Below are 22,519 nucleotides of genomic sequence, written 5' to 3'. Positions count from 1 at the left end.
CCCGCGCGCGGCTAGCGCCCGTCGCCGCCGAGCAGCGCCAGGACATCCTCGCGCGTGAACAGTGCCGACGAGATGCCGTCGCCGCCGAGCACGCTGTTGACCAGATCGCGCTTGGACTCCTGCATCCGCATAATGCGCTCCTCGATCGTGTCCTTGGCGATGAGCTTGTACACGGTCACGGTATGTTGCTGGCCAATACGGTGTGCACGGTCAGTCGCTTGGTCCTGCGCCGCCACGTTCCACCACGGGTCGTAGTGGATGACCACGTCGGCCGCCGTCAGGTTAAGGCCCACGCCGCCCGCCTTGAGCGAAATCAAAAAGACCGGAACCTCGCCCGCTTGGAACTGCGCGACCATCTTGGCGCGGCTCTCTTTAGACGATGCGCCCGTGAGCTTAAGGAAGGCGATATCCTCCTTGGCCAAGCGCTTACCGATGATATCGAGCATGCCCGTAAACTGACTGAACAGCAAGATGCGATGGCCACCGTCGAGCGCGCCGTGGACGAGCTCCATGCACGTATCGAGTTTGGCGCTTCCCGCCTTGTAATCCTCGTAGTGCAGACGCGGGTCGCAGCAGATCTGGCGCAGCTTGGTGAGCTCGGCGAGCACCTTGAGCTTATCCTTCTTAAACTCCCCGGCCTCGCGGTGCTGCACCTGCTGGGCGATGCGGTCCTGATTTGCCAGGTAAAGCTTGCGCTGCTCACCGGTGAGCTGAGCCACGACTGTGTCCTCGATCTTTTCGGGCAGATCGGCCACCACGTCCTCTTTGACACGGCGCAGCACAAACGGCGACACAAGCGCCTGCAGGCGGGCGGCGCTGTCACCTTCGGCGTGCTCGACCGGGCTTTCGAAGCGCTTTGCGAACGATTCGCGCGTGCCAAGCAGGCCCGGCATCAAAAAGTCGAAGATGCTCCAGAGCTCGGATAGGCGGTTTTCGATGGGCGTGCCCGTCAAGGCAAAGCGCACGCCGGCCGGCAGACGCTTGGCAGCACGCGCCACCTGGGTGAGCGGGTTTTTAATGTACTGGGCCTCGTCGAGCACAACGCGGGCAAAATCCTGCTCGGCGTACTCATCGATATCACGGCGCATGAAGTCATACGACGTCACGACCACGTTATGCTCGACCACGCCGGCGATTTGCACGCGACGCTGCGCCTTGGCGCCCACGATGGCGCACACATCGAGCGACGGGGCAAAGCGCTCCAGTTCGGCGGTCCAGTTGTACACGAGTGAGGCCGGGCACACCACGAGCGTGGGCTTGGTGTCCCCCGCCTCCACGCGCGCCAGGACATGCGCAATCATCTGGAGCGTTTTGCCCAGACCCATGTCGTCGGCCAAAATGCCACCAAGGCCCAGGTGTTCGAGCGACCCGAGCCACTGGTATCCGTCGACCTGGTAGCCGCGCATCGTTGCCTTGAGCGATGCCGGCACCGTAAAGTCCGTCTTGCCGAGCGTGTCCAGACGCTCGACGGTACGGCGGAACGCAGCGTCGCGATCGGCCTCGAGCGCGGGCGTGCGCGCGAGCATGCTATCGACGAACAGGGTGCTCGATGCGGGAAGCGACACGCCGTCGAGCAGGTCAACAGCATCGACCCCCAGATCCTCGGCGAGGCCAAATGCGGCTCGGGCGCCCTCGTCCAGGCGAACGATATCGCCCGACGTGAGACGCGCAAACGTCTGGTGACGCTTGTACGAGTCGAGGTAGATGGCAAGGTCCGCGGCCGAAAGACCGCTCGCGCCCAGTTCGACGTCGAGCAGATTTCTCTTGACGGTCGCGCGAACCGAGAGCTTGGGCGCGGGGCGCACCGAGATCTGGCGTAGGCGGTCGCTGAGCATGACCTCGCCCAGCTCGGACAGGGCAGACAGGCCCTCGGTCAGCAAGCAGAACAGGCTCTCGTCGTCGCGCTCCTCAAACGCCAGGCCGCCCTCGTAAAAGTCGAAATACAGGGCCGCCGTGTCCATAACGCGAAACTCTGTTATCTCGTCGCGCGGCGGCACGCCCGGGCGCTGTTCTTCGAAGGGGCTTCCCGGAGCACCCAGGCTAAAGAGATCTGCCGACCAGTCGCCGTAGGAAACCGTAATCTTGCAGGTCACGAGCCCGTCGTCGACACCGATTGCCATGGCAAAGCTCGGCTCGGGCGCCACGGTGTCGAGCACGGCGGGCGCGGTAAGGTCGGTGTAGTCGCGCAAAATGGGCAGCGCCATACGACAGAACTCCCCCACCTGGTCGACAGCGATATGGATCGGCGTGCGACAGGGCAGTAAGCGCGATAGGAACGGCGCCGCATGCTGGGCAAACGCTACATCGGCGCGGCGCGCACGGCGGGTGTCGACCAGATAGGCAACGTCGCCCGAAGCAAAGCAGTATGCATCGGCCGGCAGGCGTAGATCGTAGCTGCCGCCAGCCGCCGGCGCGATTTTGGCGGCAAGGAGCGGTGGGCGCTTAGACAGAGCCTCGTCCTCCCCTTCCGGAGGCATCTCAACCGCCACGTCATAGGTGCGATGCGTCGTCGTCCCCCGCGACCAGGCGGGCTCAAAGGAGATGGTCTGGCCACGCAGCAGGTCCAGCACATATACGATGCTATGCTCGGATACCGGCAACTGACGCTCGGCGACAAAACCGCTGCGGGCAAAGTCGTACGATGCCGAACGCGAGCTTGTGATGTCATCGAGATAGGCAACTGTCGTCACAACAAGGTTGAGCAGCTTTGTCGACACGTCTTCGAAGGCTTCGGGCGTATGGACAAACGTGAGCTTCTTGCCGTACGAGAAGGTGCCGCCTCGGACATAGGCGTCGGCCATGCCGTCGATATCCTTGACCACGTAGGACACCGAACCGCAGCGAATGCGGAACTCGAGCGCCCAGCTAAAGCGGTCGGCGAACAGCGGATTGTAGTACGGCACCAACGAAGGCTCCAACGCCGCTTTGGGAGCGTCGGGATCAACGGCACCGGCAAGCTTGCGGCGCATGCTCGCCAGCTCATCCATGCGTGCGTCCGAAAGATCGGAGAGCGCCGCCATGAGGCTGGGACTCGTGGGGACGGGCGCCGGAAAGGGAAAGTTGGGATTGACGGCCGGCGCTTTGAGCGCGGTGCGCGCGGGCTGTTTCGGCTGCGCCGTAAACGTGCGGACCGGCGTGCGCAAACCTTCGACGGGCTCGGCGCCGCTGGCATCCAAATATGCCAGAGCCGTGGCAATAGCGTGCTTGCACATACCGGGGTAACGATAGGCGGCGGGGCAATCGCAGTCGTAGTCGATCACCTCGTGCTCGTCCATGTCGAGCGCCACGTGCGTCTTGTACAGGTCGCCGCGCGAACCGCGCACCGTACCCTCGATCGTCACGTTCTTGGAAAAGCGCGAACCGGAGTCCTCAAACGACAGCACGGCGCCGTTGAGCATGAGCGAACGCCCCTTCATAAAGGTGCCGCTGAGCGCCGCTTCCTTACGAAGCGCCTGCACAAACGTCCCCTGCGCCATCACTTCCTCCAATCGCACCCAGGGTAGCTAATTTGGGGCTATTTTAGCTACCCCCATATGTCGGTTGAGATGCATTCCGACCCCGACTCATTCGCCGTCAGTCAAAGGGTAGCTAAAATAGCCCCGTCCCAAATTAGCTACCCCGCCAACGCCGTCCTTAAATTACCGTCACTCTGCCTTGGTTACCCACAATCGCCTTTGCCTCTGCCAGCAGCGGAATCGAGCGTGCGTTGACCTTGGCCGGCACCTCGGCACGCAGTACGCGCCCGTCCACCTGCTCGATAAAGATCTCCACGCGGTCGCCGCCCGGGTTTGCGGTAAGCACCGTGGCAAGACGCGCCATATTGCCCTGGCTAAAGCGGCTGTTGGGCACCATGACCTCAAACACCTTGGGCTTGTTGTTCTCCTCGTTAAGCTCAAGCGGCACGATCTCCTGCGCGATGATCTGGTCGCCGCGGTCCGAACGCTCGAGCTTGCCCTTAATGCGAACAAACGCATCAGACAGCTGCGCACCGGTCTCGGGATCGACCTCGCCGTACAGGTATCCCTCGGCCTCTTTGTAGGTCTTGGGGAACACCACGACCGTGGCCTCGCCTTCCATGTCCTCGAGCTGCACAATACCCATGGGGTCGCCGTTTTTGGTCACGCGCTTGGACACGCTCGAGACCATGCCGGCCCACCACAGCGCCTTGCCCTCGGGAATCTCCTGGTTGATGGTACCGCCCGTGGGGTTTTGCACCTCGTAGCCGGTATCGATCTGCGAGAACGAGAAGTCGCGTGCCTTGGCTAGTGCATACTCAAACGGGCGCAGCGGGTGGTCCGAGACATAGATGCCCAGAACCTCCTTCTCCTGGCTCAACTTAAGGTGGCGGTCCCACTCCTGGCCATCCGGATCGGGCACGCTCACCTCAAAGCCCGAGCCCTCAACGTCGCCAAACATATCGAAGAACGACGTCTGGCCGCTCGCGCGATCTTTCTGGCGCTTTACCGCTGCATCGATGATGTTCTCGGGGTTGTTCTTGTCCACGAAGTGCATCATCTGGCGACGCGGATACCCCGTGGAGTCGAAAGCACCTGCCTTGATGAGCGATTCGATCACGCGACGGTTGGCCTGGCTCGAGTCCACGCGCTCGACAAAGTCGTGCAGTGTCTTAAACGGGCCGCCCGCCTCGCGCTCGGCGATAATCGCCTGCGCCACGCCGGTGCCCACGCCGCGAATGCCGGCCAAACCAAAGCGCACGCCTTCCTTGGTAGCCGTGAACTCGGTACCGGACTCGTTAACATCTGGCGACAGCACGGGGATGCCGTCGTGACGGCACGCCGAGACGTAGTGAACGATCTTGTCGGTCTTGCCCGTGTAGGACGTCAGAACGGCCGCCATGTACTCGTGCGGATAGTGCGCCTTAAGCCATGCCGTCTGCATAACCAGGATGGCGTAGCCGGCGGAGTGCGACTTGTTAAAGGCGTAAGATGCGAACTCGAGAACATCGTCCCAAATCTTCTGGGCGACCTCGCGCGTGTAGTTGTTCTTGATAGCGCCATTCATCCAGTGGTCGTAAGTGGTCTCGTCCGAGCCATCCTCCCAGTGGAGCACCGTCGACGTGAGCAGCTTAATCTTTTTCTTAGCCACGGGCTTACGGATACGCGAGTCCGATTCGCCCTTGGAGAAGCCGCACATCTCGACGGAGATGAGCATAACCTGTTCCTGGTAGACCATGGTGCCGTAGGTTTCGCCCAGGATGTCGTCCAGACGGTCGTCGTAGGAGACAGCCGGCTCCTTGCCGTTCATACGGTTGATGTAGGACGAAACCATGCCGGCGCCCAGCGGGCCCGGGCGGTACAGGGCGATCAATGCTACGACATGCTTGTACTCGGTGGGCTTCATGTTCTTGATCGTGGCCGTCATGCCGGCGGACTCGACCTGGAAGACGCCGGCGGTGTGGCCGGAGCCCATGAGCTTAAAGATCTCGGGGTCGTCAAAGGGAATCTCTTCCTCTTTGATGTCGATGCCGAAGTTCTTTTTGATGTTGGCCTTGGCCTTGGAGATAACCGTCAGCGTACGCAGGCCCAAGAAGTCCATCTTGAGCAGGCCCATGTCGGCGACGGTATGGCCCTCGTACTGGGTAATCTCGACGCCGCCCTTGGTATCGAGCTTGGTGGGCACGTGCTCGTTGACGGGGTCACGGCAGATCAGAACGGCGCACGCGTGCACGCCCTCGCCACGGGTGAGGCCCTCGATCGAGAGCGCCGTGTCGATGATGCGGCGGGCGTCGTCGTCCTTTTTATAGGCCTCGGCAAAATCGGGGTTAAACAGATCTTCTTTGCCGGGCTGTTTGTCGAGCACCTGCTTGAGCTTGACCTTGGGGTCGCTCGAAACCATCTTGGACAGGCGCTGGCCCATGTAGACCGGGTAGTCCAGGACGCGCGCGGCGTCGTTGATGGCCTGCTTGGCCTTGATGGTCGAGTAGGTGATGACGTGGGTGACCTTCTCGGGGCCGTAGAGCTGGCGAACGTGCTCCACGACCTCGAGGCGCCGCTCATCGTCGAAGTCCATATCGATATCGGGCATCTCGGTACGCTGCGGGGACAGGAACCTCTCGAACATCAGGCCGTTCTCGAGCGGGTCGAACGCAGTGATGTTCATGGCGTAGGCGACGATAGCGCCGGCGGCCGAACCACGGCCGGGGCCGACGCCGATGCCGTTGTCCTTGGCCCATTGCACGTACTCGGCAACAATCAAAAAGTAGGCGGCAAAGCCCTTGTCGCAGATGACCTTGTATTCGTACTCAAAGCGCTCTTTGATGTTGACGCCACCGATCTCGCGCGTGGCCCAGTCGTCACCATAGTGCTGGCGCAGGCCCTTCTCGCACTCGCGGCGGAACTGGCTCTCGTGCGTCTCGCCGGGATCGAGCAGCGGGAAGCGCGGCAGGATGATAGAGTCCCAGTCCAGCTCGACGTAGCACTTGTCGGCAATCTCGAGCGTGTTGTCGCAGGCCTCGGGGCAATACGGGAACATCGCCCGCATCTCCTCCTCGGTCTTCATGTAAAACTCCGAGCCGGTCATGCGCATGCGGTTGGGGTCATCGACCTTGGCGTTCATGCCAATACACATGATGACATCCTGCACGGGCGCGTCCTCGCGGCGCAGGTAGTGGAAGTCGTTGGTGGCGATGACCTTGACGCCCACCTGCTTGGCGATATCGATGAGCGTGCGGTCCATCTGCTCGTCGGTCAGGCCGTTGTCGGTGGTGATGCCGTGTTCCTGGATCTCGATGTAAAAGTCGCCGGGGTCGAAGGTGTCGCGGAAGGTCTCGGCCCACTTGATGGCGCCTTCCATGTCGCCGCGGTCGATGTATTTGGGGATGATGCCCGCGATACAGGCGCTCGTGCAGATCATGCCCTTGGCATGGCGGCGCAGGTTGTCGAGCGTCACGCGCGGCTTGTAGTAAAAGCCCTGCACGGCGGCCTCGGAGACCGTTTGCATCAGGTTGACGTAGCCTTCCTGGTCTTTGGCCAGGAGGATCATATGGTAGAGCTCGGGCTTGTGGTCGCGGGCAAGGGTCTCGTCCGGCGTAAAGTAGACCTCGCAGCCAAAGATGGGCTTGATGACCAGGGGCGGTTTGAGCTCGTCGATGTTGCCCTTCTCGTCCCACATGGCCATGTCTTTGACGTACTGGGCATGCTCGCGCGGGTTTGCCTCGGGGTCGGGCTCCACCAGCTCGTCGCGGCGGTCCTTTTCCAAGAAGGCCTTGTCGTGGCTCCAGGTTTTGTACTCGGGCGTGTTGTGATTGACGGCGTCGCAGGCCAGCGCCAGGTCGGGCACGCCATACATGTAGCCGTGGTCGGTAATGGCCACGGCGGGCATGCCCAGCTCTACGGCGCGGTTGACCATATCCTGGATACGGGTTGCGCCGTCGAGCATGGAGAAAACAGTGTGATTGTGCAGATGGACGAATGCCATGTGATGAGCTCCGATGCGGGTTCGTGTTCTGACTGAACGATTTTACCGCACGGCGCGGACGGCACCCGAACCTAGCCAAACCAACACGGCTCCTCTTGCAGTTGCGGTGGAATAGTTCCCGCTTGGGCCACCTGGACCGCAATACAGGAACTATTCCACCGCAAGTTATCTGAGGGCTAGAGATTGTAGGTGACTACTTGGGGCTCGGCGGGTTCGACGAAGATGGCTGGATTCGCCTGCTCCACGCGAACGAACTTGACCGTCACCGCCTCAACGCCCGCCTTGTGCAACACGTCGGCGTAGACGCGCGCCTGCAGGGCGTGCTTCTCGAGCAGCTGTTCCGGCGTCTCATCCTGCGTGCCACCCGTCTTGTAATCAATGACCAGGGCGCGTGACGGATCGGCCGGGTCGGTGGCCAGTGCATCGATGGCGCCCTCGGCATAGGCACCGTAGCGAGCGATGTCCTCGTCCTCGCAGCCCAGCGAAAAGAACGGCACCTCGGCGCGAACGCACGGCCACGCGAGCAGATCGGCACGAACAGCCGACTTGAGCCAGCGGTCCAGAGCAACGTCGAAGCGTTCGCGCTGCTCCGGCGTCAGGCGCCACAAGCGTGCCAGCGCATCGGCACGCGCGGCGGGCAACGCATCGGCACCCATCTCGATGAGCCACTGGCAGGCGGCGTGGAAGGCCGAGCCCAGCGCCATGGGATTGCCGGCGGGCTCGACAGCGGCCACGTCTGCATCCGTCATCTCCGAGCCATCCGACTCTGCATCATCGCCGGACTCGTCCATGGGAACACGAGCCTCGGCGGCACGGTCTTCCGTCTCGGCATGGAGTGCCGCGGCAATTGACGAGTAGCTGTACGAATCGCGCTCCGGATACGGGCAGGTGCCCATGCGCACGCCCGCCGCCTGGGGATACACGAGCTCAAACGCATCGGGATCGAGGTCGGCAGGACCGGGGACGATTGTACTGGCCGAATCGTCGGCAGTATCTGTATCGACATCGCCGCGAACAAGCCTGCCCTCGGCATCCAGCGAAGCGTTGGCCTCAAACGCCTGCTCGCCAAAGATAAAGTTCGCAAGCGAAATGAGCTCGTAGTCGCCCGGCCGGGAGTTGTCGAACACCAGGCGGTCGGCATCGAGCTGCGGCATGTCCAGAGCGTCGGTCGGCAAAATACGGCGCAGCACGTCATAGGTCAGATCGGTCTCGACGTCGAAGGTCGGCGCCGTCACCTTGCCACGGCTCACGCCGGCATCCATCGCCAAGATCACCAGCTCGCGCGCACGCGTCATGGCGACATAGAGCAAACGAGCCCGCTCTTCGAGCGAAAGCTGCAGGTCGTCGTTGCGCAGGCGAGCAAATGCCTCGGCGGGAGAACCCGTCGCGCAGACGTCCTCCATGAGCTCCGGCGGCAGCCACAGCGACGTGCCCTTGCCCTTAAACGCATGCTCAAACTGCTTTTTAACGTCGTCGCCCTTCACAAAGGTTCCGTCGGCGAGCTTAACGCCGTCGAAGCGTGCCGGCAGCGCCACGACCTGCGCTCCGCCCTCGACGCGACCCATCTGTGCCGCACCCGAGGACTTACGCACGCCAAAGCACTCGGCGACCGCCACGACCGGATATTCCAGACCCTTGGAGGCATGCACCGTCATGATGCGCACCGCGCCGTCGCCCTCCTCGTTGAGGGCACCCGGGGCTTCCTTGCCCGCTAGGAAGCGATCGAAGGCAAGCGCGATGGAACGCGGCGAGTTGCCGAACTCGGCCTCCGCCTCGGCCACAGCGTCGAGCGCCTTGAGCACGTTGGCGGCAATGGCCTTGCCCTCGGGGCCACGCTGCGCCAGACGCACGAACCAGCCCGAAGCGTTGACCACGTCGCGTGCGATGGCGGCGAACGAATCGCGGCCCACGCGACGAAGCGCATACCGCAGCACCTCGCGGGCGCGCGTCACGAGCGGCAAGTCTTGCAAACCCGGCACATCGGAATCGCTCATGATGCCCACGTCGATATTCCGGCGCGAGGTCTCCCCCGTCTCGCTATCGAGCTTGGTCGCCAGCGCCAAAAACTCCTGGGCGCCCAGCGCAAACATCGGCGAGGCGAGCAGCGGCATAAGGCCCTGCGCCGTATCGGCCGGATTGGCGAGCGCACAAACCAGGGCGCGCACCGTCTGCACCTCGGCAGCCTGCGCAAAGACCGAGCCGCCTGCGATAACACAGTCGAGCCCCTGGTCGCGGAAGGCCTGTGCGTAGACGTCTGCGTTGGTCATGCGGCCCAGCAGCAGCACCATGCCGCCCTGGGGCTGGCCGGCATCGGCAAGCGCGCGGAATCGCTCGGCGATCGCACGGGCCTTGGCCTGTGTGCGCTCCTGCGTGCTGCCGCCGGCAACAAAGAGGGCCTGGCGACGCGAGGCGTCTGCCACCAGCGTGTCCTTGCGGCCGTCGCTCGCCTCAAGGTCCAAAAAGCCCTGCATCAGGCCGCCGTCATCGCCGTCGAAGACGCGTGCCACGTAACGCAACACCTCGTCATGGCTGCGGAAGTTGCGCACGAGCTTGACGAGCTCGCCGGCGGGGGCGTCAGTCACGGCAGTCGCCTCGGGCGCGGCAGACGAGCCCACCTTGCGCTCCTGGCGACGGAACACCTCGACCTCAGCGCCGCGGAAGCGATAGATCGACTGCTGCGCATCGCCCACGGTACACAGCGCACGCTCCCCCGCGCCGGTCAGGTAACGGATCAGGTCGACCTGCATCTGGTCGGTATCCTGGAACTCGTCGATCATGACCATCTTAAAGCGGCCCTCGTATGCCGCTCGGATGGCTGGGTAATCGCGCAGGGCCTCGTAGGCCATACGCAGCAAGTCGTTGTTGTCGAGGGCGGACTGGGCAGCCTTCAGTACGCGATACTCGGCCTCTACAGAGCGGGCCAAGCCCACCAGTGCATCGAGCGCGGGACCACCGCAGGCCAGCACGATATTGATAAATGCATCGGCGGCCTCGGCCTTGAGCAGCTCGACCTGCTCCTTAGGGAATGCCTTGCTCGCGCGCGGCATGGTGCACGACATCATGAGTCGCGCCGCATCGGCCATGGTCTTGCCGCTGGCCTCGAATGCATCGATGGCATCGAGCGCCATCTGTGCCTTCTCGGTCGCGGCCTTGCTTACGCCCAGCGCCGCGCGATAGGCATCGGCAAGTGCCGAGGTATCGGCCTGGCCGCGCGCCACGCGCACGTCGTCCATACCGCCCGGCAGCTGGCTCGAGAGCTCCAGCAGCTCGCGCACCAGGCCCTTGATGGTGGTGCCGGCGCCAAAGGGGCCGCCCTCGCCCGCCATGGGATACCAGGCGTAGAGGGCCTTGAGCGATGCCGCGAGCTCGGGGGCGGCATCGGGCGCCGTCGCGCGGGCCAGCACATGCTCAACAGCCTGGTCCATAAGCTCGTCGGTATCGGTGAGCACCGTGAACTCGGGGTCGATGCCCAGCTCCAGCGCATGCGCGCGCAGGATGCGCGAACACATGCCGTGAATGGTCGAGATCCACGCATCGTCGACGGTCAGAGCCTCCTCGTCCATGCCCTCGTCGATGAGCGCGCGGTGCACGCGGTCACGGATCTCGGCCGCGGCATCTTTGGTAAAGGTAATGGCGAGCACCTGGTCCAGATGCTCAACGAACGGACCAGACTCGGGCGAGAGCGCGTAGACGATGCGGCGCGTAAGGGTAAAGGTCTTGCCCGAACCGGCGCCCGCCGAGACAAACAGCGGACGGTCGAGCGTTTTGACGATCCGCAGCTGTTGCGGCATCAAAGTCGAAAGATCCATGGTCTACACGTCCCTCCTTACAAACGTTCCTTCGTGGTTATACGAGCAGCGCGCATGCGCGGCCTGAGCCGACATCGGGTCGACGGCGGCAACGTTGCCCGCCTCGAGCTCGCGCAGGCGCTCGGCGATGCCGGCCTCCACACGATCGAGCAGGGCGTCGAAGTCCATGCTGCCGCCCTCGCCCGGAAAGCCCTTCTTGAGGCCCGGGATGCGACCGTCGCCGCGCTCTTCCTCGAGCAGCTCGGCACTCGCGGCGCCTCGCAGCGCCGGCTTGCCGCCCTTGGTCGAAAAGTAGAGCGCCGCGCGGGTGTCCAAATCCAGCGCCCGGCGCATGGCCTGCGCGTAGATGAGCGTTTGGGTATGGGGCGGCAACCAGCGCGGATCGTCGATGGGCGCCGTACCCGATTCCTCGTCGCGCACCGTGGGGTCGGCGAGCTTAAACTCCTCAACGCCCGTGCGATGCTTGTAGTCGATCACCACGGCACGATTCTCGGCGTCCACGTCCACGCGGTCGATGCGCCCGCCAAGCGGCCAACCGGCATACTCGACCTTGAGCTCGTTGAAGGCGAACTCCAGGTAGCGCGGGGCAAAGGGGGCAAGTGCCTCGGACTCGTAGGCAAGCACGCCCTCCAGCTGCGGCAAAATCTCGGCCACCTGGCGCTCCTCCACCGCAGAAAGCGGCACCAGCGGGCCCTCCGTGCCTCGCTTGCCGGCGTGCTCGGCCAACGTCTCGTCAAAGACCTCGCGCAGCAGCTCCTGAGCGCGTGGCAGATTCTCGGGCGTCACGCGTTCCATGCCCTCCTGGGGCAGGCGGGCATGCAGGTGCTCCAGCACGTCGTGGACAAAGTTGCCCTTCTCCATGTTGCCAAAGCCCGCGTCGATGGACTGGGGCTTCACGCGATACGACACGAACCAGCACAGCGGGCATGTCGAGTACGCCTCAATCTGCGAGGCGGACGTCAGGCGCGGCACGAGCGGCGCGTTCTCGTCCTCGCCATCGCGGCGGCGCAGGACCAGGTACGGCACAGCCGCCTCACTCAAATGCTGAGGAGCCTCGCACGCGACGCGCTTGCACTCGATGCCCTCGCCGGCCGCTGGATCAAAATCGGCGACGATACCGCCCTCGCCCACGCATGTCACCTGGGCGGCGCCGGCAGCCTCGGCGTGCGCCCGCAGCTCGGTCCACACGGCAGCCGGGTAGCACTCGCGTGCCTGGCGATCGTGCGTCACGCGGGCAAGCGCAACCGGACCGCGCGCGGCCTGCATCGCGCGGCCAAAGCGCACACGCAGCAGGGCCGCGGGCTCAAGCGTCACGCCGCTGCGCCCCAGCTCTGCCGTCAGCGTGGCCAGCGGGCCCTCCTCATGTGAGAGCGGATAACTGTCCAGGTCGACGTCGGCAAACAGCACGGCATCGTAGCTGGCGGGGCGCAGGGCTGCCGCATCGGCAAGCGACGCAAAGCGCACCTGGGCGCGCGGCGTGCGGTCGACCTCGTAGGTCTCGTAATCGTATGCGGCGCTGCGCTTGTCCACCTTGGTACGAACGCCGTCGAGCACGGGCACGGTCGCGGCCTGCGACACGTCGAGCGCGCGGGCGTCGTTCATAAGGATGTCGATGGCATGTCGCAGTAGGGCGGTCTCCGCCTGGCGACGAGCCTGACCGTCAAAGCCTCCAAGGGCGCGATCGGGCAACGCCTCGGCGACGGCGAGCATTGCCTTGAGCGCCGTCACGGGTTTGTCGCGCCACAGCGCTTGGAACACGTCCGAGACCACGCACGGCACGTTCTTAAACCAGTTCTCATCGCTGGCGGCCTTGCGCGTGCCCCTGACCTGGCCCTGCACGCTCTGCAGCAGGCTTTTGACGGCCATGGCGGTCTTGCCGCGCGACAGGCGCATGTTCTTGTCGAAGGTGCGCGCGCTGGCGGCGTCGGCACCCGAAAGCGGACTGTAAATCCAGTCGGTAAGCTCCGGCGCGGGCCACCACTCGGTCTTGGAGGCGGTGCCCTCGTCGGCGGCCTTCATGCGCTCGATCAGATTGGCGAGCGCCGTGAACTGCCTGCCCGCGATGGATTGGGAAAACGCCGTGAACTCGATTGTCTCAGCAGCAATGTGACGCGCCGCCAAACGGGCAGCGAGTTCACCGAACAGCTGGGGCGCCCGGACAGACACCACGAGCACGCGCACGGCGTCCGCGGACGCCGTGGCACCGCCGTCGACCGCGACGTCCTCACACGTTTTTACCAGCTCATCGATTGCATCCACATAGGCGTGGGCATGGGCGTGAGGGCCGGCAACCTCTATAAAGGCAGGCTGAGCGGCGGACTTGAAGGCAGTCTGGGGCGCGGCGGCACCCTCCCCCAGCGGCGCGGCCTCAAACAGCACACCGCGGGCATCAAAGGCAGCAGCCAGGTCCTCGCGCATTGCCGCCTGCTCGCGGGCAAGCAGCACAACGACCTCTCCCCCGTTGTTTGCCACGGCGGACAGCAACTCGAGCAGGCCGTGCGTAAACGACGTGACGCCGCGCACACATACCGCGCGGGCGCACGCCGGTAGGCTGTCGGCCAAAGCGTCGGCCATAAGGTCAGCAGCCTCGCAGGACTCGACCATGCCTCGACGGTCCAAGCCGCTCGCATAGGCACTCAACAGCTCAAACACGCGAGCCTCGGCGTCGCTCTTGGGATCGGGCCGGCAATTGTTGGCACGGCATCGCTCGGCCGTCGTTCCCGCTACGCCCGACAGCACATCGCGGGCCATGCGCGCGAGCATGCGCACCGTACCCTGACTGCGCGAAAGCGGCTGCAGGTCGGCATCGTCGCGACGGGCGATCATGTCCGAGAACAGCATCTGGCGCTGCATGTTGTCGACGAAGCTGCGGCCATCGCCCATAAGCTCCCACAGCGAGCGGAGCCACGACGCTGGGGTTTTGTAGTCAACGCCCAGCGAGGCGCCAGCAACCGCAGCATCGTGACGGCACACGTCGAGCTCGGCAAACGAGGGCGCCAGCAATACAGCACGCCCGTGGCGGGCAACCAGGTCGGCGAGCAACGCCGCCTCGGCATCGCTCAAGTCCGTACCGGTATTGGTGGTATAGATTCGAACAGGCATGGTCCTCCACTCAAACCGTTCGCAATAATCAATGCATCCATCCTACCCGCCCACGCGGACAGATTTGCCCCACGCCAACAGATTTGATCCCTTGGGGACGGAGGAAAACGGATCAACGAGGGGGTCAGTCTAACCCGGTGATCCGTTTCCCCCGTCCCCGAGGGATCAAAAAACCGCCCCCGAAGGGACGGTTCTGCGCAATTTATTTTTGCCGCTGGCCTACTCGCCATCCTCCAGTTTGATGAGGATCTTGCGATAGCCACCGTACTCGCCGTTGAGCGCCTTGGACACGCGGCTCACCGTGGTGGACGAAGCGCCGGTGCGGGCCTGAACCTCAACATAGGGCTCGCCCTCATCCAGATAGCGCGCGACCTGCAGGCGCTGAGAAAGATCGCAAATCTCGCGCGGCGTGCAGATATCGGTTAAAAACGCCTGGATATCGTTCTCGTCATCCAAAAGGCTAAATGCGTGGACCAGCTGCTTGACATCAGGCTTGTCAAACATGTTCTCGATATTCATCGATCACCGCCAAACCCGCCATAAGGCATCGAAGTTGATACTGACATCGGGCATCGTTCGCCCGTAATATGCAATAAAACTATGCATGGGCTATTTGCCCGTAGCAGTGTAGCACACCACCAAACTAAAGCGACAAGACTCTCTGCCAGCGGCACGTTTTTCAGGACGAACGCCGTTTAGAAACCGAATGCGCACGTAAGCTCCACGAATATTTGAGACAATGGGCGCCCAAACACCGCGGCGCGCCCGCGCAACCATCCAAGTCGCCGCCGCAAGCCGCTTCACGCGACGCCAGCAACCCCGGCGCAAGAAAGGATTCACGCCATGCGCTTTATGCTTAACTGGCTCTTCACCTCGATCGCCATCGCGATCGCCACGTTCCTCGTCCCCGGTATCCAACCCTTCGGCTTTGCCGAGGCTTGGGTCTGCTTTGCCTTCGTGGGACTGTTCCTCAACATCGTCGACTCGCTCGTCAAGCCGTTCCTGACGGTCATCTCGCTGCCGCTCACTATTATCACGCTTGGTATTTTTCAGCTCGTAGTCAACAGCTTTATGCTCGAGCTGGCCAGCTACCTGTCGGTCAATCTGCTGGGCGCGGGTATCTCCATTGCCGGCTTTGGATCGGCCTTTATGGGCAGCATCCTGGTATCCATCATGCGCAGCATTCTCGACAGCATCGCCGAGGGCTAGAACTGTTCAATACGAACCGTCATATCGACCCAAAACGAAGGCCGCCCATCGCAAAAAATGGGCGGCCTTCTTATTTGTCAAGTCTCAAAGGACGAGAGAATCTACCATTTCTACCCCGTCCCCAAATGCAGGTGTGGGTTAGATGACATAGTCGTAGCCATGGTTGGGAGCGACAAGTTGATCGAGCGTCACACCGTCGAGGTAGTCGTTGATGAGCTTGTCCAGGTTCTTCCACACGTCGAGCGTGGGGCACTCGTCCGAACGCGAACAGCCCTTGCAGTCGCCGTCCAGGCATGCGACCGGTGCTAGGCTGCCCTCGGTCAGACGCAAGATCTCGCCCACCGTGTACTGCTCGGGCGGGCGCGTGAGCACGTAGCCGCCGCCCTTGCCACGCATACCCGAGAGCATGTTGGCACGTACGAGCGTAGCCAAGATGTTCTCGAGATATTTCTCGGAAATCCCCTGTCGCGCCGCGATCTCTTTGAGCGGGATGCGACCGGCCGCCTGGTGCTCGGCCAGATCGACCATAACGCGCAGGGCATATCTGCCCTTAGTAGAAACCAACATATATAGTGCTGCCTTTCGGTCATTTAGTCCGTAGAAATTCTAGCCGAAAAATTGGTTTTGAAAATACCCGTTCCGGTCAAGATGGTTAATCGACTCGTAATAATCTTCTATTTCCTATTGCGTTACTAGGCTTTACTGTCTACTATGCTTGCCAACAGCAAAACGAACAACCTATAAGGTTTATGGGTTTGGCTGCTAGACACGCCGTAAAACCATACGGCAACCAGCAACTTGAACACTTTGGAGGTTCACCATGAGCAAGGTTTACACGTCCATCGATCAGCTTATCGGCCACACCCCGCTTCTGGAGCTCACCCACTTTGAGGCCGACGAGGACCTCAAGGCTCGCGTGCTCGTCAAACTGGAATACTTCAACCCCGCCGGATCCGTTAAAGACCGCGTCGCCAAGAACATGATTGACGAGGCCGAGAAGGCCGGCAAGCTCGTGCGCGGCGGCGACTACACCATCATCGAGCCCACGAGCGGCAACACCGGCGTCGGCATCGCCTCGGTGGCGGCCGCCCGCGGCTACAAGGTGATCATCACCATGCCCGAGACCATGTCCGTCGAGCGCCGCAAGCTGATGCAAGCATACGGTGCGCAGCTCGTGCTCACCGACGGCTCCAAGGGCATGAAGGGCGCTATCGCCAAGGCCGAGGAGCTGCAGAAGGAGACTCCCAACAGCATCATCGCCGGCCAGTTTGTGAACCCCGCCAACCCGGCCATTCACAAGGCCACGACCGGCCCCGAGATCTGGGACGACACCGACGGCCAGGTCGACATTTTCGTCGCCGGCGTTGGCACCGGCGGTACCGTGACCGGCGTGGGCGAATTCCTCAAGGAGCAGAACCCCGAGATTCAGGTCGTCGCCGTTGAGCCCGCCACCTCACCGGTGCTCTCTAAGGGCCAGGCCGGCCCGCACAAGATCCAGGGCATCGGTGCCGGCTTTGTGCCCGACGTCCTCGACACCCAGGTCTACGACGAGATCATCCCCGTCGAGAACGACGACGCCTTTGCCACCGGCCGCGCCGTGGGCCACAAGGAGGGCGTGCTCGTGGGCATTTCGTCCGGTGCCGCCGTGTGGGCCGCACTGCAACTGGCCAAGCGCCCCGAGAACGAGGGCAAGACCATCGTGGCCCTGCTTGCCGACACCGGCGAGCGCTACCTGTCCACGGCGCTCTTCCAGGACTAAGGGCCCGTCACTTGTCGATAGGCCCAAGGCACGCCGGTCTACCCTCTCTTCTGGCCGCCTGAGCCCATCTCGTTAGGGTGTCCCACACGACGCCCGAACTTGCTACAATGTCTGCGGCGCGGAACCAGCCTCCCGCGCCGCTTTTCTTTTTTGGCCACATGCCACCAAGGAGAACCTCCCCATGCACAACAAGCGCGTGCTCGTCGCCATGAGCGGCGGCGTCGATTCCAGCGTGACCGCGTACCTGCTCAAAAGCCAGGGCTACGAATGCGTCGGTGCCACCATGCGCCTCACCTGCCCCGCACCCGACCCCGCCACGGGCATGAGTAAGGTCGGCCGCGACATCGCCGACGCGAAGGCGGTCGCCGAGCGTCTGGGGATACCCCATCATGTGCTCGACCTGCAGCAGACCTTCGACCGCAGTGTTATCGAGCGCTTTGTGAACGCCTACCAGGAGGGGCTGACGCCCAACCCGTGCATTATCTGCAACCGCCACATTAAGTTTGGCGCACTGCTCGATGCGGCGCTGGACATGGGCTGCGACTACATCGCAACGGGACATTACGCCAAAACAAGCCAGGCGGCAGACGGCACCTGGCAGCTACATCGCGGCGAGGACCCCAAAAAGGACCAAAGCTACTTTTTGTATTCACTTACGCAGGAGCGCCTGGCGCACACGATCTTTCCGCTGGCTGGCCTGGACAAAGAGCGCGACGTGCGCCGCATAGCCGCCGAGCAGGGCTTTACCAACGCCCAGAAGGCCGAAAGCGAGGACATCTGCTTTATCGCGGACGGTGACTACGCAGGCTATATCGAGCGCCGCTGCGGACATGCCGCTGCACCGGGCGACATTGTGTGGCGCGACGGCAGCGTGGTCGGGCACCACAACGGCGCGCTGCGCTACACCATCGGCCAGCGCAAGGGCCTGGGCGTCGCGATGGCGCATCCCGTGTATGTGACGGGCGTCGATGCCGCCAGCAACACCGTGCATCTGGGCGAGGCCGAGGACCTGGCGGCCACAGCGCTCACGGCAAACGACTGGATCTGGAGCGCTCCGGCAGAGCGTATGGAGGCGGAGCTCGACGCCGGCGGCATTCGCGTAGGTGCCAAATACCGCTACCGTCAGAAAGACCAGGCAGCGACCCTTACGCGTGACGAAGACAGGCAAATGCTGCTGACCTTTGACGAGCCGCAGCGAGCCATCGCCCCCGGCCAAGCCGTCGTCGTCTATCGCGGCGACATCGTCCTCGGCGGCGGCACCGTGACTGCCGCCATCAAGTAGTCCCATCCCCTTCATAAGTTGCGGTGAAATAGGGACTGTTTAAACGTTTAAAACCGCCAAACAGTCCCTATTTCACCGCAACTTAGAGAGGACGGCCTCAGTCGGTACTACTGTATCAGCCGAGGCCGCTGCATCGTTAGCGCTGAACGTAGGCGCGAACCAGCTCGTAGGTATTGCGCACGCCGTCGATGTGGCTGCGCTCGTAGTTGTGGCTCGCGTACACGCCGGGGCCGATCAGACCATGGCGAATGTCGTAGCCGGCCGAGAGCGTGGCCTCGACGTCGGAGCCATAGTGCGGGTACACATCGATGGCGTAATCGAGCTCCAGCTCGCGCGCGATGTTGGACAGCGTGGTTACCAGGTCGTAGTTGTACGGACCGCCCGAATCCTTAGCGCAAATCGAAACCATGCGCTCGGTGCAGCCCAGGTCGTCGCCCACGCAGCCCATGTCCACGCTGATCATCTCGCGCGTGTCGGCCGGCACAAAGGCACCGCCGTGGCCGACCTCCTCGTACACCGTAAAGAGCAGCGAAACCTTGCGCGAAAGGGTCACCTCGCCGTCGGCGACAGCGCAGGCCAAACCCAGCAGAATCGACGCGGACAGCTTGTCGTCAAGGAAGCGACTCTTGATGAAGCCGCTCTCCGTTACCGTGGTGCGCGGATCCATAGCGATGATGTCGCCGGTTTGAATACCCAGCTCGAGCACATCGTCCTTGCTGTCAACGTTCTCGTCGAGCAGGATTTCCATGTTCTTCTCGATGGTCTTGACCGGCTCATCGGCCACATGCGCCGAAGGCTCGGTATTGAGAACCACGCCCGTGTACACATTGCCGCCACGCGTGTAGACGGTGCAGTTCTCGCCATCGGCCGTAGACCACTGGTGCCCACCAAGCGTCGTGGGACGCAGGCGGCCATTGTCCTTAATGGAGCGCACCATGGCGCCCAGGGTATCGACATGGCTCGCCAGTACGAGCGGCTCACCCTCACCACCAAGCTCAACGAGCACATTGCCCTTGTTAGAACGCTCGGGCCCAAAGCCCATATCGCGCAACGTTTCCATCAGATAATCAGTCGCCGCACGGGTATAGCCCGTAGGCGAAGCAATCGAGGTAAGCGCCTTCAACTGGTCAGTAATATAGGAGAGCGTAGAATCCATCTTGGACACCAAAGTCACCCTTTCGTATCGAATTAAACCCACAGCAACAATACCACCGCGAACCATCTTTTTACCTAGCGAGATGACCCATCGAGCTCTTCAGAACTGCGCCCGCCACGATAACGAGCCGTCGGGCCCCTGCCCGTTTGCCCCACAATCTTTCCGCAGGACGGAGGAAGCCCCCGCCGCACGAAGTGCGCAGCGGGGGCTTCCGACATGTCCGAGGACGATTGTGGGGCTAACGGGCAGGGGCCCGCCGAACCAAGTTAGGCAGCCGGGCAGATCTTCTTGAAGAGCTCGATGACGTCGTCGAGCGTCGCCTCGCGCGGGTTACCCGGGAAACAAGCGTCGGCCATGGCGTCCTTGGCCAGGACCTCGATCTCGTCAGCCTTCATGGCCTCGCAGACGTGCGGGATATTCACGTCGGCGGAAAGCTGCTTGACGGCGGCGATAGCGGCGTCGGCAGCCTCGTCGGTGCTCATGCCCGTGGTGTCAACGCCCATGGCGACGGCAACCTTGGCCAGACGCTCGGCGCAAACCGGCTTGTTGAACTCCATGGCGATCGGCAGCAGCATGGCGCAAGCGACGCCGTGCGGGGTGTCGTAGTGAGCGGACAGGGTGTGAGCCATGGCGTGGTCGATGCCCAGGCCAACATTGGAGAAGCCCATGCCGGCGACATACTGGCCAAGGGCCATGCCCTCGCGGCCGGAGCCGGGCTGGCCGGACTTGGCCTCGGCAACGGAGTCGCGTAGGTTCTCGCTGATCAGCTTGATGGCCTCAAAGTGGAACATGTCGGAGAGCTCCCAAGCGCCCTTGGTGGTATAGCCCTCGATGGCGTGGGTCAGAGCGTCCATGCCGGTGGAGGCGGTCAGGCCGGCGGGCATGGAAGCCATCATGTCGGGGTCGACGACGGCGACCTCGGGGGCGTCGTTGGTGTCGACGCACACGAACTTGCGGACCTTCTCGGGGTCGGTGATGACGTAGTTGATGGTCACCTCGGCAGCGGTACCGGCGGTCGTCGGCACAGCGATGGTGAACACGGCGTGGTTCTTAGTGGGAGCAACGCCCTCGAGGCTGCGGACATCGGCGAACTCGGGGTTGTTGATGATGATGCCAATGGCCTTAGCGGTGTCCATGGAGGAGCCGCCACCGATGGTCACGATAGCGTCAGCCTCGGCGGCCTTGAAGGCCTCGACGCCGTCCTTGACGTTCTGGATAGTGGGGTTGGGCTTGATCTCGGAGTAGAGGCTCCAAGCGATGCCGGCAGCGTCGAGCTCGTCGGTCACCTTAGCGGTAACGCCGAACTTGACCAGATCGGGGTCGGAGCAGACGAAGATCTTCTTGTAGCCGCGACGCTGGAGCTCGCCGGGGATCTCCTTGATGGCGCCGGAACCATGATAAGAAATGGTGTTGAGAACGAAACGATTAGCCATTGATAGCCTCCCATCGTGTGCGGGGCACCCATTACGCCCCACGCTATGAGTCCCATCCTAACGCTTTTGAAACAAAAAACGCGTGAGAACGTCAAATTTGTTAAAGCGTTTCAACAGGTGATGAAAAATATTGCGGCAAAGGGACAGCCCCTTTGCCGCATTCGGTTACTTTCGACAGCCCTCTTTCCAAGCCTCGGCCGCAACCTTCCAGCGTAAGCGCAAGTCGCGCTCACGGTCGATGAACATGATGGCAAACGCAACAAACAGCAGCAAGCTCGCCACGACGATGGCGTGCAGGCCCATGCGCTCAATACACCAGTTGCCCAACACGGCGCCAAACACAAAGGTAAAGATCACGCCAAAGTACAGCAGGCCGTTTTCCAAAAAGCCGCGCCTGTGGGTGATGATGTAATCGTCCACGTTTTGCAGCGCGTTGCGCAAGTTGCCGATGCACATGGTCGTAGCGATGCCGTGACCGTGGATCTTGCGGAAGCTCTCGACCTGCATGCCGCAGGCAAACGAGGTGAGGCAGTTGGCGAGCAGGTTGAAATTGCCGCCCGGGATAAAGCTCACGCCCAGCAAGATGACGGCTTCAAAGAACACCGTCACCTGACGCCAGTGAATCACGCTGCCAAACCGCTCGTGTACCAGATCGGCAAGCATAATACCCACGGCAAACGACACCACAGGGAAGAAGTAGCGCTCCGCAAGTGCCCAGTTGCCCTCCGAGATGCTCACGCCCACGAGCAGGATGTTGCCTGTCTGCGCGTTGGCGAAAACATGGTCGCGCCCAATGTACGAATACACGTCCATAAAGCCACCGGCGAGCGCCAAGATGATGCCCAGCTCAATAGACTCCGATATCTGTTTGGCACGCTGCATCGTCGTGCATCCTCCTTGTTGACGACTCTCTCGTGCGTTGGCGGAAACATAGCCGCCGTTCATACTGTAACCCATTGACAACATGGCGTGCGCGCGAGACGGCTTCCCCAACGCGCAGATACACAGTCTGGAAACAAACGGCGGGTACGGCACCCGCATCGACGCGCCGATCCGCCAGCCCATGTACTCCACCAGTCTTTTTAGCCCCATTACAGTTTGAGTCGTCCGAAAGGGCGGCTCTTTTCCGTTGCATGGTTATACGATTGAGCCGTACCGGTGGTCGCTGGCCGACCGCCCCGGACGGCCGTCAGCCCCTGCCCCGTAGAGGGCCCGGGACGTGTTGCCGCCGGGGCGGGAGGGGCCGCGGGGAACGACTGATAGAGATGTGCCGGGCCCGGACCGGGCCACGGCCGGGTAATGTGGGTGTCGCTTCCGCGGCTTACGGCCGGC

The 22,519-nt window shown here is 62.7% G+C and carries 11 protein-coding genes and 1 pseudogene; 3 read left to right on the top strand and 9 right to left on the bottom strand.

What is annotated here, in order from left to right; translation table 11 throughout:
* Positions 1 to 11 precede the first annotated feature (11 nt).
* The 5 genes from I2E45_RS05560 to I2E45_RS05540 all read right to left on the bottom strand — a co-directional run bounded on the left by I2E45_RS05560 (position 12) and on the right by I2E45_RS05540 (position 14,867).
* Positions 12 to 3,476: a DEAD/DEAH box helicase gene (locus I2E45_RS05560; RefSeq protein WP_195444832.1), complete on the bottom strand. Its 3,465-nt coding sequence runs from the start codon at positions 3,474 to 3,476 to the stop codon at positions 12 to 14.
* A 157-nt stretch (positions 3,477 to 3,633) separates the two neighbouring features.
* Positions 3,634 to 7,437, bottom strand: coding sequence for a DNA polymerase III subunit alpha (dnaE, locus tag I2E45_RS05555; RefSeq protein WP_195444830.1), 3,804 nt, complete (start codon positions 7,435 to 7,437; stop codon positions 3,634 to 3,636).
* Positions 7,438 to 7,613: 176 nt separating this feature from the next.
* On the bottom strand, positions 7,614 to 11,246 hold the full coding sequence (locus I2E45_RS05550; RefSeq protein WP_195444828.1) for a UvrD-helicase domain-containing protein: 3,633 nt from the start codon (positions 11,244 to 11,246) through the stop codon (positions 7,614 to 7,616).
* A 3-nt stretch (positions 11,247 to 11,249) separates the two neighbouring features.
* A complete protein-coding gene (locus I2E45_RS05545; protein WP_195444826.1) occupies positions 11,250 to 14,348 on the bottom strand; it encodes a PD-(D/E)XK nuclease family protein in 3,099 nt (1,032 codons plus the stop codon).
* 219 nt (positions 14,349 to 14,567) lie between these two features.
* A complete protein-coding gene (locus I2E45_RS05540; protein WP_006235366.1) occupies positions 14,568 to 14,867 on the bottom strand; it encodes a YerC/YecD family TrpR-related protein in 300 nt (99 codons plus the stop codon).
* A gap of 324 nt (positions 14,868 to 15,191) precedes the next feature.
* Between I2E45_RS05540 and I2E45_RS05535 the strand changes: the two genes are divergently transcribed.
* The gene (locus I2E45_RS05535) at positions 15,192 to 15,557 is read left to right on the top strand and encodes a phage holin family protein (protein ID WP_138112940.1); all 366 of its coding nucleotides are present in this window, start codon (positions 15,192 to 15,194) and stop codon (positions 15,555 to 15,557) included.
* Positions 15,558 to 15,695: 138 nt separating this feature from the next.
* On the opposite strand, the gene I2E45_RS05530 is transcribed toward I2E45_RS05535, so the two are convergent.
* On the bottom strand, positions 15,696 to 16,124 hold the full coding sequence (locus tag I2E45_RS05530; RefSeq protein WP_022094857.1) for an RrF2 family transcriptional regulator: 429 nt from the start codon (positions 16,122 to 16,124) through the stop codon (positions 15,696 to 15,698).
* A gap of 253 nt (positions 16,125 to 16,377) precedes the next feature.
* Here I2E45_RS05530 and cysK point away from each other — a divergent pair, with 253 nt between their 5' ends.
* Complete coding sequence (cysK, locus tag I2E45_RS05525; protein ID WP_138374806.1) at positions 16,378 to 17,316, top strand: cysteine synthase A; 939 nt, start codon at positions 16,378 to 16,380, stop codon at positions 17,314 to 17,316.
* Between the two features lie 178 nt (positions 17,317 to 17,494).
* A pseudogene (gene mnmA, locus I2E45_RS05520) lies at positions 17,495 to 18,598 on the top strand (tRNA 2-thiouridine(34) synthase MnmA); the annotation flags it as partial.
* A gap of 136 nt (positions 18,599 to 18,734) precedes the next feature.
* Here the strand turns inward: mnmA and I2E45_RS05515 are convergent.
* From I2E45_RS05515 to I2E45_RS05505, 3 genes are all read right to left on the bottom strand, one after another.
* Entirely contained in the window at positions 18,735 to 19,754 is a 1,020-nt protein-coding gene (locus tag I2E45_RS05515; protein ID WP_195444893.1) for a M42 family metallopeptidase, read from the bottom strand.
* A gap of 266 nt (positions 19,755 to 20,020) precedes the next feature.
* Positions 20,021 to 21,187 (bottom strand): lactaldehyde reductase, encoded by a 1,167-nt coding sequence (gene fucO, locus I2E45_RS05510; protein WP_022094861.1) that lies wholly within the window; start codon positions 21,185 to 21,187, stop codon positions 20,021 to 20,023.
* Between the two features lie 165 nt (positions 21,188 to 21,352).
* Positions 21,353 to 22,069, bottom strand: a complete 717-nt coding sequence (locus I2E45_RS05505; protein WP_055285721.1) for a YoaK family protein — start codon at positions 22,067 to 22,069, stop codon at positions 21,353 to 21,355.
* Positions 22,070 to 22,519: the final 450 nt, after the last annotated feature.

The sequence above is a fragment of the Collinsella aerofaciens genome, from assembly GCF_015555045.1.
GTDB lineage: Bacteria > Actinomycetota > Coriobacteriia > Coriobacteriales > Coriobacteriaceae > Collinsella > Collinsella aerofaciens_W.
The sequence above is the reverse complement of the archived record's forward strand: the minus strand, read 5'-3'. Positions and strand labels throughout refer to the sequence as shown.

Coding starts and splice junctions, on each gene's coding strand:
- I2E45_RS05505 (WP_055285721.1), bottom strand. CDS start 22,069: ATGCAGCGTGCCAAACAGATATCGGAGTCTATTGAGCTGGGCATCATC.
- I2E45_RS05530 (WP_022094857.1), bottom strand. CDS start 16,124: ATGTTGGTTTCTACTAAGGGCAGATATGCCCTGCGCGTTATGGTCGAT.
- cysK (WP_138374806.1), top strand. CDS start 16,378: ATGAGCAAGGTTTACACGTCCATCGATCAGCTTATCGGCCACACCCCG.
- I2E45_RS05535 (WP_138112940.1), top strand. CDS start 15,192: ATGCGCTTTATGCTTAACTGGCTCTTCACCTCGATCGCCATCGCGATC.
- I2E45_RS05540 (WP_006235366.1), bottom strand. CDS start 14,867: ATGAATATCGAGAACATGTTTGACAAGCCTGATGTCAAGCAGCTGGTC.
- I2E45_RS05550 (WP_195444828.1), bottom strand. CDS start 11,246: ATGGATCTTTCGACTTTGATGCCGCAACAGCTGCGGATCGTCAAAACG.
- dnaE (WP_195444830.1), bottom strand. CDS start 7,437: ATGGCATTCGTCCATCTGCACAATCACACTGTTTTCTCCATGCTCGAC.
- I2E45_RS05560 (WP_195444832.1), bottom strand. CDS start 3,476: ATGGCGCAGGGGACGTTTGTGCAGGCGCTTCGTAAGGAAGCGGCGCTC.
- I2E45_RS05515 (WP_195444893.1), bottom strand. CDS start 19,754: ATGGATTCTACGCTCTCCTATATTACTGACCAGTTGAAGGCGCTTACC.
- fucO (WP_022094861.1), bottom strand. CDS start 21,187: ATGGCTAATCGTTTCGTTCTCAACACCATTTCTTATCATGGTTCCGGC.
- I2E45_RS05545 (WP_195444826.1), bottom strand. CDS start 14,348: ATGCCTGTTCGAATCTATACCACCAATACCGGTACGGACTTGAGCGAT.